The organism is Paenibacillus sp. ACRRY (assembly GCF_022346995.1).
Lineage (GTDB): Bacteria > Bacillota > Bacilli > Paenibacillales > Paenibacillaceae > Paenibacillus.
Map to the genome: position 1 here is coordinate 1 of NZ_JAKRNM010000020.1, position 15,467 is coordinate 15,467.

The 15,467-nt window shown below is 47.2% G+C and carries 15 protein-coding genes and 1 other RNA gene; 2 read left to right on the forward strand and 14 right to left on the reverse strand.

Annotated features, from left to right (window positions below; genetic code table 11):
- Positions 1-315: 315 nt before the first annotated feature.
- From MH144_RS29475 to rpoE, 14 genes are all read right to left on the reverse strand, one after another.
- Positions 316-585, reverse strand: coding sequence for a pro-sigmaK processing inhibitor BofA family protein (locus MH144_RS29475; RefSeq protein WP_239305703.1), 270 nt, complete (start codon positions 583-585; stop codon positions 316-318).
- A 29-nt stretch (positions 586-614) separates the two neighbouring features.
- On the reverse strand, positions 615-842 hold the full coding sequence (locus MH144_RS29480) for a DUF2508 family protein (RefSeq protein ID WP_095293491.1): 228 nt from the start codon (positions 840-842) through the stop codon (positions 615-617).
- Positions 843-1,097: 255 nt separating this feature from the next.
- Positions 1,098-1,697: a recombination mediator RecR gene (gene recR, locus MH144_RS29485; protein ID WP_127541111.1), complete on the reverse strand. Its 600-nt coding sequence runs from the start codon at positions 1,695-1,697 to the stop codon at positions 1,098-1,100.
- A 34-nt stretch (positions 1,698-1,731) separates the two neighbouring features.
- Positions 1,732-2,043, reverse strand: a complete 312-nt coding sequence (locus tag MH144_RS29490) for a YbaB/EbfC family nucleoid-associated protein (protein ID WP_095293487.1) — start codon at positions 2,041-2,043, stop codon at positions 1,732-1,734.
- Between the two features lie 53 nt (positions 2,044-2,096).
- Positions 2,097-3,851, reverse strand: a complete 1,755-nt coding sequence (gene dnaX / locus MH144_RS29495) for a DNA polymerase III subunit gamma/tau (RefSeq protein ID WP_239305704.1) — start codon at positions 3,849-3,851, stop codon at positions 2,097-2,099.
- 174 nt (positions 3,852-4,025) lie between these two features.
- Positions 4,026-4,293: signal recognition particle sRNA large type (ffs, locus tag MH144_RS29500), an RNA gene on the reverse strand.
- A 139-nt stretch (positions 4,294-4,432) separates the two neighbouring features.
- Positions 4,433-4,630: a 50S ribosomal protein L31 gene (gene rpmE, locus MH144_RS29505; RefSeq protein ID WP_095293485.1), complete on the reverse strand. Its 198-nt coding sequence runs from the start codon at positions 4,628-4,630 to the stop codon at positions 4,433-4,435.
- Positions 4,631-4,733: 103 nt separating this feature from the next.
- Entirely contained in the window at positions 4,734-6,008 is a 1,275-nt protein-coding gene (locus tag MH144_RS29510) for a radical SAM family protein (RefSeq protein ID WP_239305705.1), read from the reverse strand.
- Between the two features lie 100 nt (positions 6,009-6,108).
- Positions 6,109-7,431, reverse strand: coding sequence for a transcription termination factor Rho (gene rho / locus MH144_RS29515; protein WP_095293483.1), 1,323 nt, complete (start codon positions 7,429-7,431; stop codon positions 6,109-6,111).
- Between the two features lie 471 nt (positions 7,432-7,902).
- Positions 7,903-9,156: a UDP-N-acetylglucosamine 1-carboxyvinyltransferase gene (locus MH144_RS29520; RefSeq protein ID WP_239305706.1), complete on the reverse strand. Its 1,254-nt coding sequence runs from the start codon at positions 9,154-9,156 to the stop codon at positions 7,903-7,905.
- A gap of 147 nt (positions 9,157-9,303) precedes the next feature.
- Positions 9,304-10,158 carry a class II fructose-1,6-bisphosphate aldolase gene (fba, locus tag MH144_RS29525; RefSeq protein ID WP_095293481.1) on the reverse strand — a complete coding sequence of 285 codons (855 nt, stop codon included), beginning with the start codon at positions 10,156-10,158 and terminating at the stop codon, positions 9,304-9,306.
- Between the two features lie 259 nt (positions 10,159-10,417).
- Positions 10,418-10,804 (reverse strand): response regulator, encoded by a 387-nt coding sequence (locus tag MH144_RS29530; protein WP_095293480.1) that lies wholly within the window; start codon positions 10,802-10,804, stop codon positions 10,418-10,420.
- Between the two features lie 252 nt (positions 10,805-11,056).
- Positions 11,057-12,661, reverse strand: a complete 1,605-nt coding sequence (locus MH144_RS29535) for a CTP synthase (protein ID WP_095293479.1) — start codon at positions 12,659-12,661, stop codon at positions 11,057-11,059.
- Between the two features lie 492 nt (positions 12,662-13,153).
- Complete coding sequence (gene rpoE / locus MH144_RS29540) at positions 13,154-13,726, reverse strand: DNA-directed RNA polymerase subunit delta (protein ID WP_239305707.1); 573 nt, start codon at positions 13,724-13,726, stop codon at positions 13,154-13,156.
- Between the two features lie 427 nt (positions 13,727-14,153).
- Between rpoE and MH144_RS29545 the strand changes: the two genes are divergently transcribed.
- Both MH144_RS29545 and MH144_RS29550 read left to right on the forward strand, forming a co-directional pair.
- Positions 14,154-15,308: a S8 family peptidase gene (locus MH144_RS29545; RefSeq protein WP_239305708.1), complete on the forward strand. Its 1,155-nt coding sequence runs from the start codon at positions 14,154-14,156 to the stop codon at positions 15,306-15,308.
- A complete protein-coding gene (locus MH144_RS29550) occupies positions 15,308-15,466 on the forward strand; it encodes a hypothetical protein (protein ID WP_239305709.1) in 159 nt (52 codons plus the stop codon). Before MH144_RS29545 ends, MH144_RS29550 begins: the two co-directional genes overlap by 1 nt.
- Position 15,467: the final 1 nt, after the last annotated feature.

The window sequence follows — 15,467 nt, forward strand, 5'->3', positions numbered from 1 at the left end:
CCAATAAAGTATTGAAAAGAGCGATTAGCTCATTTTGAATCTGACGAGATTAAAAATCTCATTGTTGATCTTGCAAGCAAGATCATTTACTCACTCGTTGTTCAGTTTTCAAAGATCAAACATTCATTGTTGTCGTCACTATTTTCTCTCAGCGGCGACTTTTATAATATACCATACTTCGTTTGTTTTCGTCAAGCACTTTTTTGAAGTTTTTTTTCAAAGCTCTTAGCGATCTTTGTTTTATCTTCAAATTTTCTCGACCAAGCAAGCAAAGCAACGAGATATAATGTACCATAAATCTCTGCACTGAGTCAACTACCCAAACAAAGAAATTTTCAACCCCAGCAGAAGCCCTACTCCTGGCAGGCCCAAAATACTTACTGTACCGATTGTAGCAGGATTCAGCGGTATGTAGGCACCCGTAATCCAACCGGAATAATTGACAACATAGATCCCGATCGCAGCCAAAGCCAGATGTATTCCAAATGATGTTACCCATGACAATCCGATTCGCTTTCTGAACAATATGATCACCAGCGCCACCAATGAAGCCACAAGCACACTTCCCAGAATCACACTTTTCATATTAAACACCTCCTCGGCATATTCATTCATCACACACTCATGCCCCGATCCATTACAGCTGACTTCTTCATCCCCGCTCGTTTCGCCCGCTTCAGATGAATCTGGTACTTACGCTCTGCTGCTTCCAGAACATATATGGCATAATCAATTTCATCTTCCCCCTGCGCTTCTTCAAACTGCCTCACCGCACGCTCCCACTCTGCTTTAGCCTTTTCAATCTCCAAGTAGATCTGTTCTTCTTCCAGCTCCTTCTGCATTTGGGTGCGTTTCTCCACTGCCCGTCCTGCATTTTTCCAAAAAAACATAAGCTCTCCCCCTTTGATTCAGCACAGCATATTCTCATACTTATCAAGGGAAGGACAAACTTAGAACTAGAGAAACAAATTTCTCTCGCGATACTTCATTCAGCAAACAAAAAAAGAGAGCCTCTCGGCTCTCTGGATGAATCCATTCCAATCTCCAACTACTTCATTCTATGCAAAGCCACGTTCTCCTTAGTCACACATACATGCTTATCGGATCTCTCTGCGGCCTTCCAGTGCTTTCGATAGTGTCACTTCATCTGCGTACTCCAAGTCTCCACCGACAGGCAATCCATGGGCTATCCTGGTCACTGTAATCTCGAACGGCCGAACCAGACGGGATATATACATCGCCGTCGCCTCACCCTCAATATTCGGATTCGTTGCCAAAATCAATTCTTGCACCCGTTCATCGCTCAGTCGGGTCAACAGCTCCTTCAACCGAATATCATCAGGGCCGATTCCCTCCATTGGAGAGATCGCACCTTGCAGCACATGATAGTACCCATCAAACTCTTTGGTACGCTCCATAGCAACAAGGTCCTTGGAGTCTTGAACCACACAAATGACAGAACCATCACGGGACTTATCCTGACAAATGCGGCATGGATCGGTATCTGTAATATTACAGCATACCGAGCAATAATGAAGGTTACGCTTCACACTAACAAGCGCCTTGGCAAAATCAATAACGTCATCTTCCTTCATGTTAAGCACATGAAAAGCTAGTCGCGCAGCTGTCTTGGGGCCAATACCCGGCAATCGGGTAAAAGCATCAATAAGTTTCGCTATCGGTTCGGGATAATACAATCGATTGTGTCTCCTTTGACAGGATCAATTTTAATTAAAACAATCCCGGAATTTTCATGCCACCTGTGAATTTGCCCATGTCCTGGTTAGCAATTTCATCAGCTTTGCTCATCGCATCATTTACAGCAGTCATAACGAGATCCTGCAGCATTTCTACATCTTCCGGATCTACCGCTTCAGGTTTAATGGTAATGGAAAGCAATTTCTTGTGTCCGTTAACCTCAGCTGTAACCACGCCGCCACCCGAAGTACCTTGAACCGTTTTGTCAGCCAGTTCCTCTTGTGCCTTCAGCATTTGCTCCTGCATTTTCTTCACTTGCTTCATCATTTGGTTCATGTTGTTCATTATTGTTCATCTCCTTTGTTATAGTTAATGATGCGCGCTTGCGCTAGGTATATCTATTCCTTGATCACTACAAGATCTTCACCGAAGAGCTGGATGGCTTCATCAATCCAAGGTTGCTTGCTGCCTGACCCGCCGTCTTCATGCTCAGGTTCAAGCTTAAAGTCCTCCTTTGGCGCTTCAGCAGCTCCTTCCATGGCTCCCGTCCAGTCTTTAAGCATCATCGTCACCAGACGTGCTGAACGCCCAAGCTGTTCAGACAGCACGCGCTCGATCACTTCACGATTAGCCTGCTTCTCTGTCGTTTCACGGTGAATGTTGTTTTTAAAAGCAACCAATACATTGTCTTCTAACATAGATACAGGCTCGCCATCCATAAACCAGGCATGGACCGTAACCTTCTCCTCTTTAACACGCTGCAAGATTTGACTCCACTTTCTGCTGATCTCCACAAATTCCGGAGATCCCTTGCGCGCCACGTATTGATCCAGCTGTGCAGGTAGCTTCGCCGGAGAATTCCCTCTGGATACGGGAGCACGAGTTGCCGGACGTGAAGAACTGCTTGGTGCAGCCTCTCCACCAGAGAGACCACTTTTCAGCGCTCGATCCAACTTCTTCTCCAACTCAACAAGCTGTTGTTTCAATCGGTTAATTTCCCCGCTGTCAGCTGGTGGGGACGCCGTCGCTCCTGCTGACACAACGACTTGATTCGATGCCTCTCCCTGCGCAGGTATACTGCACAGCTTGAGCAGCGCCACTTCAAATAACGTTTGCGGCTGCACTGCATATTTCATCTCACTCTGGTAGCGGTTAAGTGTATCAATCATTTGGAACAACTGTTCCTTCGTGAAGGATTCTGCCATATCACGGAAAGACTCAGGGTTAAGTACCCGGTCTGTCAGTTTGTCGGCATCCGGCACCATCTTGATCATAAGCAAATCACGGAAGTAATACAGCAAGTTTTCCATGCATTTATCTGCACTCTTGCCTTCATGCATAAACCCTTCGATCATTTGCAAAATATGTCCGACATCACCTTTGAGCAATGAAGCGGCAAGCTTGGCAAATTGCTCTGAAGGGATTCCTCCAGTCATATCCATAACCTGCTGGTATGTTACTCTTCCATCTGTGAAAGAAGAGATCTGATCCAGAACACTGAGTGCATCCCGCATACCCCCGTCCGACAGACGAGCGATGTATTGGAGCGCATCCTGATCAGCCTCCATACCCTCTTGTTCGCATATCAACGTAAGTCTTGCCGTCTGCTCCTCTAGGGAAACCCGGCGGAAATCAAATCGCTGACACCTGGAGATAATCGTGGCCGGAAGGCGGTGTGGTTCGGTTGTTGCCAAAATAAACATTACATGCGGAGGGGGTTCCTCCAATGTTTTGAGCAAAGCGTTAAACGCCTCTGTCGTTAACATGTGTACTTCGTCAATAATATAGACTTTCTGCCGGACTTCCGTCGGGGCATATTTAACCTTTTCACGAAGATCGCGGATCTCTTCAACACCCCGGTTGGATGCAGCATCAATCTCCTGCACATCCATTACAGAACCGGCCGTGATCCTGCGGCAAGCTTCACATTCGTTACAAGGCTCAGGCGCAGGTCCGCGCTCGCAGTTTACAGCTTTGGCCAAAATCTTGGCAGCACTGGTCTTCCCCGTTCCTCTGGGCCCGTTAAACAAGTAGGCATGGGAAGTCCGCTGTTCACGAATCGCGTTCTGCAAGGTCTGAATAATATGCTGTTGTCCCACCATATCTTGAAACGACTGGGGACGCCAAGCCCGGTATAACGCGATATGCTCCATGATGCGTTACCTTCCTTCCACTTCGCATTCGAGTCCTTTGTCGTTCCCCCATTATACTATATTCCAGGGTGATTCCAAACTTTATCTGACCCATGATGCGTAGTTTTTTTGTACATATCAAAAAGACCTCTGCATACATACAACTGCAAAGGTCTCTACATTTCAAATGGTAAGCCGTGCACCTGCTATCGATAATTGCGATCCAAGTGGCACCCCTGAACAACAGCTCAGGCTAGGCAACCCTCCGGCACAAGAGTGATCTCACTTATGGCTGCTTCCTTCCGGACCTGACCAGGTTCATGAGTACTCATTGCGGAGGACCCAACCGTCAACACCACGTTCAGGGACCAAACCTCACATCGACAAAACCTCTAGCAGGAATTCAACCTCGCTATAGCGGATTGCGAGTTACAGGGCACCGCTACCTCCCCATCTAGCACGGTAAGAAATAGTATAACGTAAGCTTATCCAAATTGCAACCAGGTGTGAACTGGAACCTTTATCCCTATATAAAAACCCCCTGCCAACAGGCAGGGGTGGTTTGGATGCAATTAGCAGACAATTCACAGGGAATTGCTGAATTAGATTCCGTATTTTTTCTTGAAACGATCGACACGGCCGCCAGCATCGATAAACTTCTGTTTACCGGTGAAGAACGGGTGGCAAGCGGAGCAAATCTCTACACGAAGTCCTTCTTTAACTGAACCAGTCTCAAAAGTGTTACCGCAAGCGCAGGTTACTTGACCGATCGTGTATTTAGGATGAATTGCTTCTTTCATTACCTTTCACCTCTTTCCGCCCTGAGCCTCAAGCGGACCCAGAGTAAATGGCACAACTTCAGAGATTATAACACGGCCTAATGCGTGTTGCAATCGAATATTATCAAGAGGTGATGAGTCGTTTCGGACGAGCCATTCCGGCTGGAGGAACATGTGTATACGAGCCAATAACGACATCAGGCAGCTCTTCTTCGAAGATCTCAATCATTGGCTTCATTCCCAGAATATCACCTTGAGCTGGAGGGATTAATTCCAGATAACTCTCTGGGTCGATATTCAGATTGCGCATTTGAATCAAGCGCAGATCTGTTCTCCGGGCAAACTCAATCATTGCTTCAATCTCCTCTTCGCGATCCGTGACACCCGGGAAGATCAGATAGTTAATCGATGTATACACACCTTGTTGGGCCGCATACTTCATCGATTTCTCCACGTTTGCAAGTGTATAACCCCGTGGTTTGTAATACGCATTATAGTGATCGTCCAGTGCACTGATCGTACTCACGCGCATCAAATCAAGACCCGCATCCACGATGCCTCGAATATGATCATTCAAACCAGCGTTGGTATTAATGTTGATATATCCCATATCCGTAATGGAACGAACCTCACGAATGGCTTCAATAATCAATTTGGCCTGAGTTGACGGTTCCCCTTCACACCCCTGACCGAAGCTAATAATGGACTCTGGTGTTTTCAGGTGTTCCAGCATAACCTCAACAATTTCGTCCACACGAGGCCGGAAGTTCATTCGAGTCTGCGGGGAAACAAAACCACTGTCATCCGGTTGTTCCGAAATACACCCGAAGCAGCCTGCGTTACAGGAGTACGATACCGGAACTCCACCTTCCCAACGATTCAGGAACGTGTTGGAAGATGTCAGACACTCATATCCAAGTGCACAGTTGGACAGATGGGTATACAAGCGATTTTCAGGATACTTTTCGGTCATCCGCGTAACTCCAGCACGTACGTCATCACGGTCACAGTTCAGCGGATTCCACTGATCCGGATGATCGGACATCCGGGCTGTAACGTAGAATGCATCATCCTTCCATACCACTGCAGAGTACCCGAACAACGGAAGCTTATACTCTTTGTCCGTTTTCACATAACCCGGCAAACAAAGCCGAGTAAATCCTTGCGGGAGCAAAGCTCCGACCGCCTGTGTATCACTCGGAAGAGGCATCATCTCACCGGTGTCTGGATCCATCCCAATGGGACGAGTGCTTGGTAATCCAACCAGAGTTGCACCCTCTGGTAGAGGAATAAGTTCATCCTCCATAATTTCAACGATCATATCTCCACTACGGGCAAGCCCATACAGGGATGGGTGATCAAATACATTGCCTTTTTCATCTGCGTATACTAAATACATGATGTTCTCCTCACATCTAATGGGTTAAACCGAACGACGAGTTTATAATAAATCCAGCAGCGGAACTGCCAAATTCGAATGCTTAAACGTACAACATTTTTTAAGTAGTTGTTGCTGAGGTAGCCGTCTGTCTCGGCGATCGCCGAGTCGTTGTGGTCCCCGAATTGCTTGTGTTATTGCCCGCTGCATCAAACGCAGCCAAAAACTCTGCATTCGTTTTGCTGTTGCGCAGTTTTTTCAGGAAGCTTTCCACAAAATCATGGGAGTCATTCATATTTTTACGAATGGTCCAGATGGTATCAAGCTCTTCCTTGCTGAGCAACACTTCTTCTCGGCGTGTACCCGAACGACGAATATCGATGGCTGGGAAGATACGGCGTTCTGCCAGTTTGCGGTCCAGATGAAGCTCCATATTACCCGTACCTTTAAACTCTTCATAGATAATATCATCCATACGAGATCCCGTATCGATTAGCGCAGTCGCCAGAATAGTCAGGCTTCCGCCCTCTTCCACATTCCGTGCAGATCCAAAGAAACGTTTTGGACGATGGAATGCTGCAGGGTCAATACCCCCACTAAGTGTCCGTCCGGATGGCGGGATAACCAGGTTATATGCACGAGCAAGACGCGTAATGCTGTCCAGCAAAATAACTACATCTTTTTTCGCCTCAACCAGACGCAGAGCACGTTCCAGCACCAGTTCCGCAACCTTGATATGATTCTCAGGCAGCTCATCGAACGTAGAAGCCACAACTTCCCCTTTTACCGAACGAGACATATCCGTTACTTCCTCCGGACGTTCATCAATCAACAGGACAAACAGTTCAATTTCTGGATTGTTGGTTGAAATACTGTTGGCAATTTCTTTGAGGAGAAGCGTCTTACCTGCTTTGGGAGGTGCTACGATCAATCCGCGCTGTCCCAAACCTACAGGAGCCAGCACATCCATAATGCGTGTAGACAAATGGTTGGGGGATGTTTCGAGAACCAGCTTTTTCTGCGGATACAATGGGGTTAATGCCGGGAAGTGAAGTCTTTCCGCAGCAGCTGAAGGATTCTCACCGTTTACCGCATTGACTTGCAGCAAACCGAAATATCTCTCGTTTTCCTTCGGCGTTCTACATTTACCAGATACGAGGTCACCCGTTCTAAGATCGAACTTACGAATCTGCGAGGCCGATATATAAATGTCTTCGGTGCTAGGCAGGTAGTTAATCGGGCGGAGAAAACCGTAACCTTCCGGAAGGATCTCAAGTACACCTTGCATAAACATCAAACCGCTCTGTTCAGCCTGAGCACGTAGTATGGCAAAAATCAATTCTTTCTTCTTCAGTGTGCCATAGTAGGGAATCTGATATTTTTTGGCCAGTTTGTAGAGGTCCGTTAGTTTCATTTCTTCCAAATCGGAAATTTGTAGATCCATATAATAACCACCTATTCAATTAATAAGTCCGTGAAATGGATAGTTTCGCTTGATGATCGGCTATGGGAGAACAGCACAAATCAGCTGCGTTCTCTTCTGTCCATTGTACGGAATGTAACCGTTATAATGCAAATACTTGTCGTTGAGTGTAAGTTTCCGGGTGGGATGACCATGATACAGTGTTACACACTTGTAAGTGAACATATAATTCACGAGGCTTTCGATCCGGGTACCCAGTCATGGAGCACAGACAAATCGGGGTTTGGGGAAAAGGAATGATGTCAGTTCATACAGCCATATGATATTTGATCCAAAAAAAGACCCTCCGGTTAAGGAAACAAAAACCATTTCATCTTATCCCGGAGAGGCTGAGAACTCTATTAGAATAGGTTTACCCAATTGTTGTAAGGTTATGCAGTTCTGTCAAAATAATAACGTCAAGTCACCAATCTTGCAATATGGTAACTTACGCTATTCTGTTTCGCGCCATACATCTGCACCAAGAAGACGCAGGTTGGTGACGAGGTGGTCGTAGCCACGATCAATATACTCGACGCCTGTCACTTCAGTCACACCTTCGTTAACCGTCAGACCGGCAATGACCAGCGCTGCTCCGGCACGAAGATCCGATGCCTTTACTTTGGCCGCATTCAGTGCACCGCCTTCAATGATGGCTGAACGACCTTCCACTCGAATTTTAGCGCCCATACGAACCAGTTCTGGCACATGCTTAAATCGATTGCTGTATACAAAATCGCTCAGGACACTTACACCTGTAGCTTGAGTTAATACACTTGTCATCGGAGACTGCAAATCGGTTGGAAATCCCGGGTATACCAGTGCCTTAACATCCACATGGCTATAGGAAGGTTGTCCAATGACACGAATGCTCTCATCCAACTCTTCAATGCCCACGCCCATCTCCAGCAACTTGGCAGTTAACGCCTCCAGATGTTTGGGAATGACATTGTCGATCAAAACATTACCGCGCGTTGCTGCTGCGGCAATCATATACGTACCCGCCTGTATACGGTCAGGAATAATGGAATGACGGCAGCCTTTGAGCTCCGACACGCCTTCAATACGAATAGTTTCAGTACCTGCACCCTTGATGCTGGCACCCATTGAATTCAAAAGTGTTGCTACATCTATAATCTCAGGCTCTTTAGCCGCATTTTCGATAATTGTAGAGCCTTTGGCACGAGTTGCCGCCAGCATAATGTTAATGGTTGCACCTACACTGCTTACATCCAGATAAATCTTAGCTCCACGCAGCTCTTTGGCATGCAGATGGATGGATCCATGTTCGTTCGTTACCGTTGCGCCAAGCGCTTCAAAACCTTTGATATGTTGATCAATCGGACGAGGCTCGAAGTTACAGCCCCCAGGCAAACCAATTGTTGCTTCTTTGAATCGTCCAAGCAATGCTCCCATCATATAATACGAAGCACGCAGCTTTTTCACGGGACCATTCGGCATAGGTATAGATTTGATATCGGAAGGATCGATCTTCATCTGACTGCCTTCCCAAAATACACGAGCTCCGAGTTCCTCCAAAATTTCCGCATAAACCGCGACATCACTCAAAAGTGGCAGGTTATCCAGCACAACCTCTGATTCGGCAAGCAATGCTGCAGGAATAAGCGCAATGGCGCTGTTCTTGGCGCCGCTTATGGTTACAGTCCCCTGTAACGGACGTCCGCCACTAATCATCAATTTTTCCATAAAGCTTAATGTCCCCCTACGTGTTTTGCAGCCGATAAACGGCATGACGTGCTGATGGCTCCCTACGTGAAATAAGGTGTGAAAATGGAAAGACACCGGCTAGGCGGTGTTCTTTCCACTTCACAGTATGGAACTGGTAAAGATAAATTACGCTTTGTTGTTGGAACCAAACTCGCGGATTTTACCTTTAACGGTTTCTTTGATTGCTTCACGGCCTGGTACGATGAATGTACGTGGATCGTAAGCATCTGGTTTAGCTGCAAGCACTTCACGAACCGCTTTTGTGAACGAAATTTGGTTCTCCGTGTTTACGTTGATTTTGGAAGTACCCAGGGAAATGGCTTTATCGATGTCATGTTTAGGAATACCTGTACCACCGTGCAATACGAGTGGAACTTGTACCGCATCACGAACTTCTTCCATTTCTTTGAAGCCCAAGTTTGGCTCGCCTTGGTAAGGACCGTGTACGGAACCCAGAGCTGGTGCCAATGTGTCGATACCTGTTTCTTTAACGATACGGATACACTCGTTCAGGTCAGCGTATTGGATGCCGCCGATAACGTCATCTTCTTGGCCGCCAACAGTACCTACTTCAGCTTCAACGGAAACGCCTTTAGCGTGTGCATATTCAACGACTTTTTTCGTCATTTCAATGTTCTCGTCGATGGAGTGGTGGGAACCGTCGATCATAACGGAAGTGAATCCGGCATCGATTGCTTCTTTACATTTATCAAAGCTGGAACCGTGGTCCAGGTGAATCGCAACTTCAACGGTGATTTTCATGTCATGAATGAGTCCTTCTACCATTTTAACTACTGTGTAGAAGCCACCCATGTGACGTGCTGCACCTTCGGATACACCAAGGATTACAGGAGATTTTTCTTCTTCTGCAGCTGCAAGAATCGCTTGAGTCCACTCAAGGTTATTGATGTTGTATTGACCAACTGCATATTTTCCTTCAAGTGCTTTGTTCAACATGTTTGTCATAGAAACTAATGGCATGGTTTCAATCCTCCTAGGGTTTGGGTTGTGTCTATGGTTTTTAGCCGAAATCACATACGGGCTTATTATACCACATCCCATGTCAAATACTAAACAAGCATTTGCAAAAATGCTGTGCTTTGCAGCACAGTTTTCATAGACACCGCATGAAGCCGCTCCCATTCTCAATATTCCCTCGTTGATTGGACGAAATACCCAATGCCTCCAAGAAGTACATGCCTTATGGAGCACAGACCAAAAAATCCTGCATTCACAGGATTCAGCTGCACCTATTCGCCGTATCATTGCGAAGCTGCATGTTGACTGCCACGCGCATTTCATCAATATCGAACGGTTTCGTGAAATGCATAAGCGCACCGAGATCAGTAGCTTCCTTGATCATGTCCAGTTCGCCATAAGCTGTCATCATGATGACTTTGATATCCGGATCAATTTCCTTAATATGCTTCAAAATTTCAAGGCCATCCATGCCTGGAATCTTCATATCGAGCAACACTAGATCAGGTTTATCTGTATTCACAATTTCCAGAGCGATCTTGCCATTGGGAGCCTGGAATGTGTTATATCCCTCACTGCTGAATACTTCCATTAAGAGGATTCGAATCCCGTTCTGGTCATCAACGATTAACACTTTTTTATTTTCCACTCTGTAACCTCCTGGATTTTAGGAAAGCATGCATTTCTCCGAATCTGGATAACTATCCCATAGTCGTCATGATAAGTATTCTACCCTTCCCATTAAAATCCTGCCCCACGCACAAATTACAGCAAACATTTTATCCACGCCACACTTGCATGCGAGCTATTGCCGGAACCAAAAAAGAGGTGCTCACCGCACCAGCCTGCAAACACAGGCCATTCGGCAAACACCCCTCTACATTATAGGGTAAACTCGATATTATTTTTCTGCATTTTCCAATGAAGCTTTTACGAATTCACGGAACAATGGCTGTGGACGGTTCGGACGGGATGTAAATTCCGGATGGAATTGTACAGCCAGGAACCATGGGTGTCCCGGAAGTTCCACGATCTCAACCAGACGGCCATCCGGAGATGTACCGGAGATGACCAGACCTGCTTTTTCAATCGCTTCACGGTACTCATTGTTGAACTCATACCGGTGACGGTGTCTCTCGTATACCAACTCATCATCATAACAAGCCATAGCCAAAGAACCTTCTTGCAGCTTACAAGGATATAGACCCAGACGCATTGTACCGCCCAGATTTTCGATATCTTTTTGTTCTGGCAACAGGTCGATTACCGGGAATTCGGTAGCCGGGTTAATCTCGGAGCTGTTCGCACCATTCAGACCCACAATGGAACGTGCATATTCAATTACGGAAACCTGCATACCCAAGCAAATACCGAAGAATGGAATGTTTTTCTCACGGGCATAACGGATCGCCGACACTTTACCTTCGATACCACGATCTCCGAAACCACCAGGAACAAGGATACCACCCACACCATGCAGCAGGTCGCCTACGTTCTCGTCTGTGATATCTTCGGAATGGATCCAGCGGATCTTCACATCTGCATTGGATGCAAATCCTGCATGAGACAGGGATTCAACAACACTCAAATAAGCATCGTGCAGTGCTACATATTTACCAACAATGGCAATCTCAACTGTACGCTGCAATTTGCTGATGCGGTCAACCAGCCCTTCCCACTCGCTCATATCCGGTGCAGGAGTGGTCAGCTTCAGGTGATTCACCACGATTTCATCCAAACCTTCTTCGCGCAGGTTCAAAGGCACTTCATACAACGTGCTTGCATCGCGACATTCAACTACGGCATTCTCATCAATGTCGCAGAAGAGAGCGATTTTGGCTTTCATGTCTTTGGACAGTTCGTATTCTGTACGGCATACAATCACATTTGGCTGGATACCGATACTGCGCAGTTCTTTCACGCTGTGCTGGGTTGGTTTTGTTTTCACTTCACCAGCTGCCTTGATGTAAGGAATCAGCGTTACATGGATATACATCACGTTGTCACGGCCAACATCACTCTTGATCTGACGAATAGCTTCCAGGAAAGGCAAGCTCTCGATATCGCCTACAGTTCCGCCGATCTCTGTAATCACAACATCCGAACCTGCTTCACGTCCAGCGCGGAATACGCGCTCCTTGATCTCGTTCGTAATGTGCGGAATCACTTGTACCGTGCCGCCGAGGTATTCTCCGCGCCGCTCTTTGCTGATAACGGAGGAATACACTTTACCCGTCGTGACGTTGCTGTTTTTGGAGAGGTTGATATCGATAAAACGTTCATAGTGACCAAGGTCCAAATCCGTTTCCGCGCCATCATCCGTTACAAAAACCTCACCGTGCTGATAAGGACTCATTGTTCCCGGGTCGATGTTGATGTATGGATCAAATTTTTGAATGGTTACCTTGAGACCTCTGTTTTTCAGCAGTCTGCCCAACGAGGCAGCGGTGATCCCTTTACCCAGGGAGGACACAACTCCGCCCGTCACGAAAATATACTTTGTCACTGTTATTACCCTCCTAATATAAATGCAGAAATTCAGGCGATATATGGTGTTATCGTAACCCGTTTCCCAGGTAATCATCGTTAAAAAGAGCAATGGCAGAAATTCCCTGCATCTGCGTACTGCTCTTTTGTGCGAAGACCATGTGTAAACCTTGTTCTACAGCTAAGAATCGTGCAAATTTTCCGAAAGCCAAACATCCATGCCTGTCCCCAAAATGGCATCGATCCATCTCTTGTCGACGTTTTTTTTATATACAAAAAACGGGCCACGGATGTTTGGCCGGGAGCGTGCGGAAATCAATCATTTTTGCAATATTCTGCCTCTAAAAATACAAAAAAAAGTACTCCCGCAGGACGGGGCACTTTTTATAAAAAACATAAATATATTCTCGCTCATTCATAAGCCCATGCAATAGTTTACCCGTTACCCCGTTCGCTGTCAAGGCTGACTATCTGGGGAAAACGGGTAAATTATCGACGTCAAAAATGACGGTTACTTATCGGAATCGTCGTCAAAATCATCCTCGTCTTCGGACTCATCTTCTTCGTCTTCATCGAGGTCTTCTTCATCCAAATCGTCATCTTCAACCAGAACTTCTTCATCGCTGTCATCTTCATCAAAGATGTCGTCATCGTCGTCATCATCATCGTCATCGTCGTCTTGATCATCATCGGAATTGTCGAAGTCTTCGTCACTGTTGTAGCTGTCTTCCTCTTCGCCAAAGTCCTCATCTTCCAGATCATCGTCTTCATCGTTGATGATACGCGGACGCTTCGCACCAGTCATGGAGTCTTCTGTTCCACCTACTGGATACCAGCGTTTCAATCCCCAAAGACTTGTACCGACACAGGCAAAACGGCCATCGATATTAATCTCGGTATATAGCTGGGCGATAAATTCGTTGATTTCTTCATCAGTCATTCCGCGCTGTTTTGCTACCTCATTCATCAAATCACGGTAGTAGTACGGCGTATTGGCCGCTTTCAGCACCATAAAGGCAAGGTCAACCAAAGGAATCTCTCTTACCTTTTCTTTATCAATTTTTAAATTGAGCGAGGTACTCACTGACAGACACTTCCTCTCACACATAATTCACTTTATATCCCTACGAGCTGGACCGTTACGTATAACATATCCATTAACAAACCTAAGTAAAACCTATTTAGCGGTAAAAAGCAAGTTTTTATGTAGGCATTTGATATAAATTCAAGGTGCTGTGCTTCCCGTTTGCAAATATGTCGATTCTGTAAAAGTTAGCGAAAAATAAAAAAGACGGAGTCCCCTCCGCCTTCTGACTGTATACCCCTGAAGGATCGCTCCTCGCCAGGGTCCCCGCAAGAGCCCTCTAGCCCTCCATCCATCATATGTCCCTGCGCCCGTTTTGACACGGAGAGAACGTCTTTTTGTAAAAAAAGGGCAAGTTCCCCATGCGGCGGGATGAACGCATTCATAGAATACCTCAGCATGTTCATCCCGAAGGGGGCAGCCCATAATGGACTATACTGGTTTTTTGCATCAATTAGTTGAAGGAATGCAACGTCCTGAACCGGAACAGCCAGGGCGGTATCTGATCCGGTTCGCCAAACCTGGACAGTATGAAGCCTGTCTGCTTGAGCTCTCGCGGATGCGGAATGAGCATACTCACCTTAGCATGGTCCGCTCCTCACGACTGGCCCGCTCCATTATTGCTCCGGTCCGTTGTCTGGAGGTTTTGGATCAATACCGTGATGAAATCAGTGTGGAAGAAGATATGCAAATTTCCCTTCATGCAACAGCACTTCACAATAAGCCGGCCACAGCTCAAGGGGTTCCATGGGGAGTGAAGCAGATTCGTGCACCGAAAGTATGGTCCGTCTCCACGGGACACCGGATCAAAATCGGCGTAATCGACACAGGTGCCGATTACCATCACCCCGATCTCAGGTACTCCCTGGCTCGTGGGATCAACCTGTTAAACCGCAGTCTGCTTCCTCATGACGACAACGGTCATGGTACCCATATTGCCGGAACGATCGCCGCTGCGAATAGTACGGAAGGCATGATCGGCGTAGCTCCGCGTTCCCTGATCTACCCGGTCAAGGCATTTGACCATAACGGTTCCGCCTATGTCTCTGATATTGTACTGGGCATCGACTGGTGTGTGCGTAACCGGGTCGATATTATCAATATGAGTTTCGGCATGAAAACCCGCAGCAAGGCACTCCTTGATGTGGTTAACCGTGCACATCAGGCTGGCATCGTCATTGTGGCTTCGTCAGGAAATGACGGCAAACGCCGCAGCATCGATTATCCTGCACGCTATCCGCAGACCATTTCGGTGGGAGCCACCGACAAAAATCGGCGGATTGCGTCCTTCAGCAATCGCGGCGCATACGTGGATGTCTATGCCCCTGGGGACAAGATCATCTCTTCCTGGGTGCAGGGCAAGCACCATGAGATGAGTGGTACATCCATGGCTACGTCCCATGTGAGCGGTGCTATTGCACTGCTGCTCGCGAAGCATCCGGGTCTCTCGCCCAGCGAGATCAAGACGCTGGTCAAGCGCGCAACCGTTCCGCTGCGCGCACGCAAGTCCACCACCGCGAAGAGCAAAGTGCGCGGTGGCGAGATTGACGCACTCCGGCTGATGCAGGAGGGCGGCGGGTAATGGGGCAGCTGCGTATTGCCGCTGCCCTTGGGGTCTCGCCAGCAGTAGCCTATGGCAGGCTGGCTGGCTCGGTGCCCGGCTGGTCCGCCAAGCCTTGGCGGGCTGGAGCACCGGGCACAGCAAAAAGTCTCCATGTCCACGCTGCATTGCAGGCGTGAT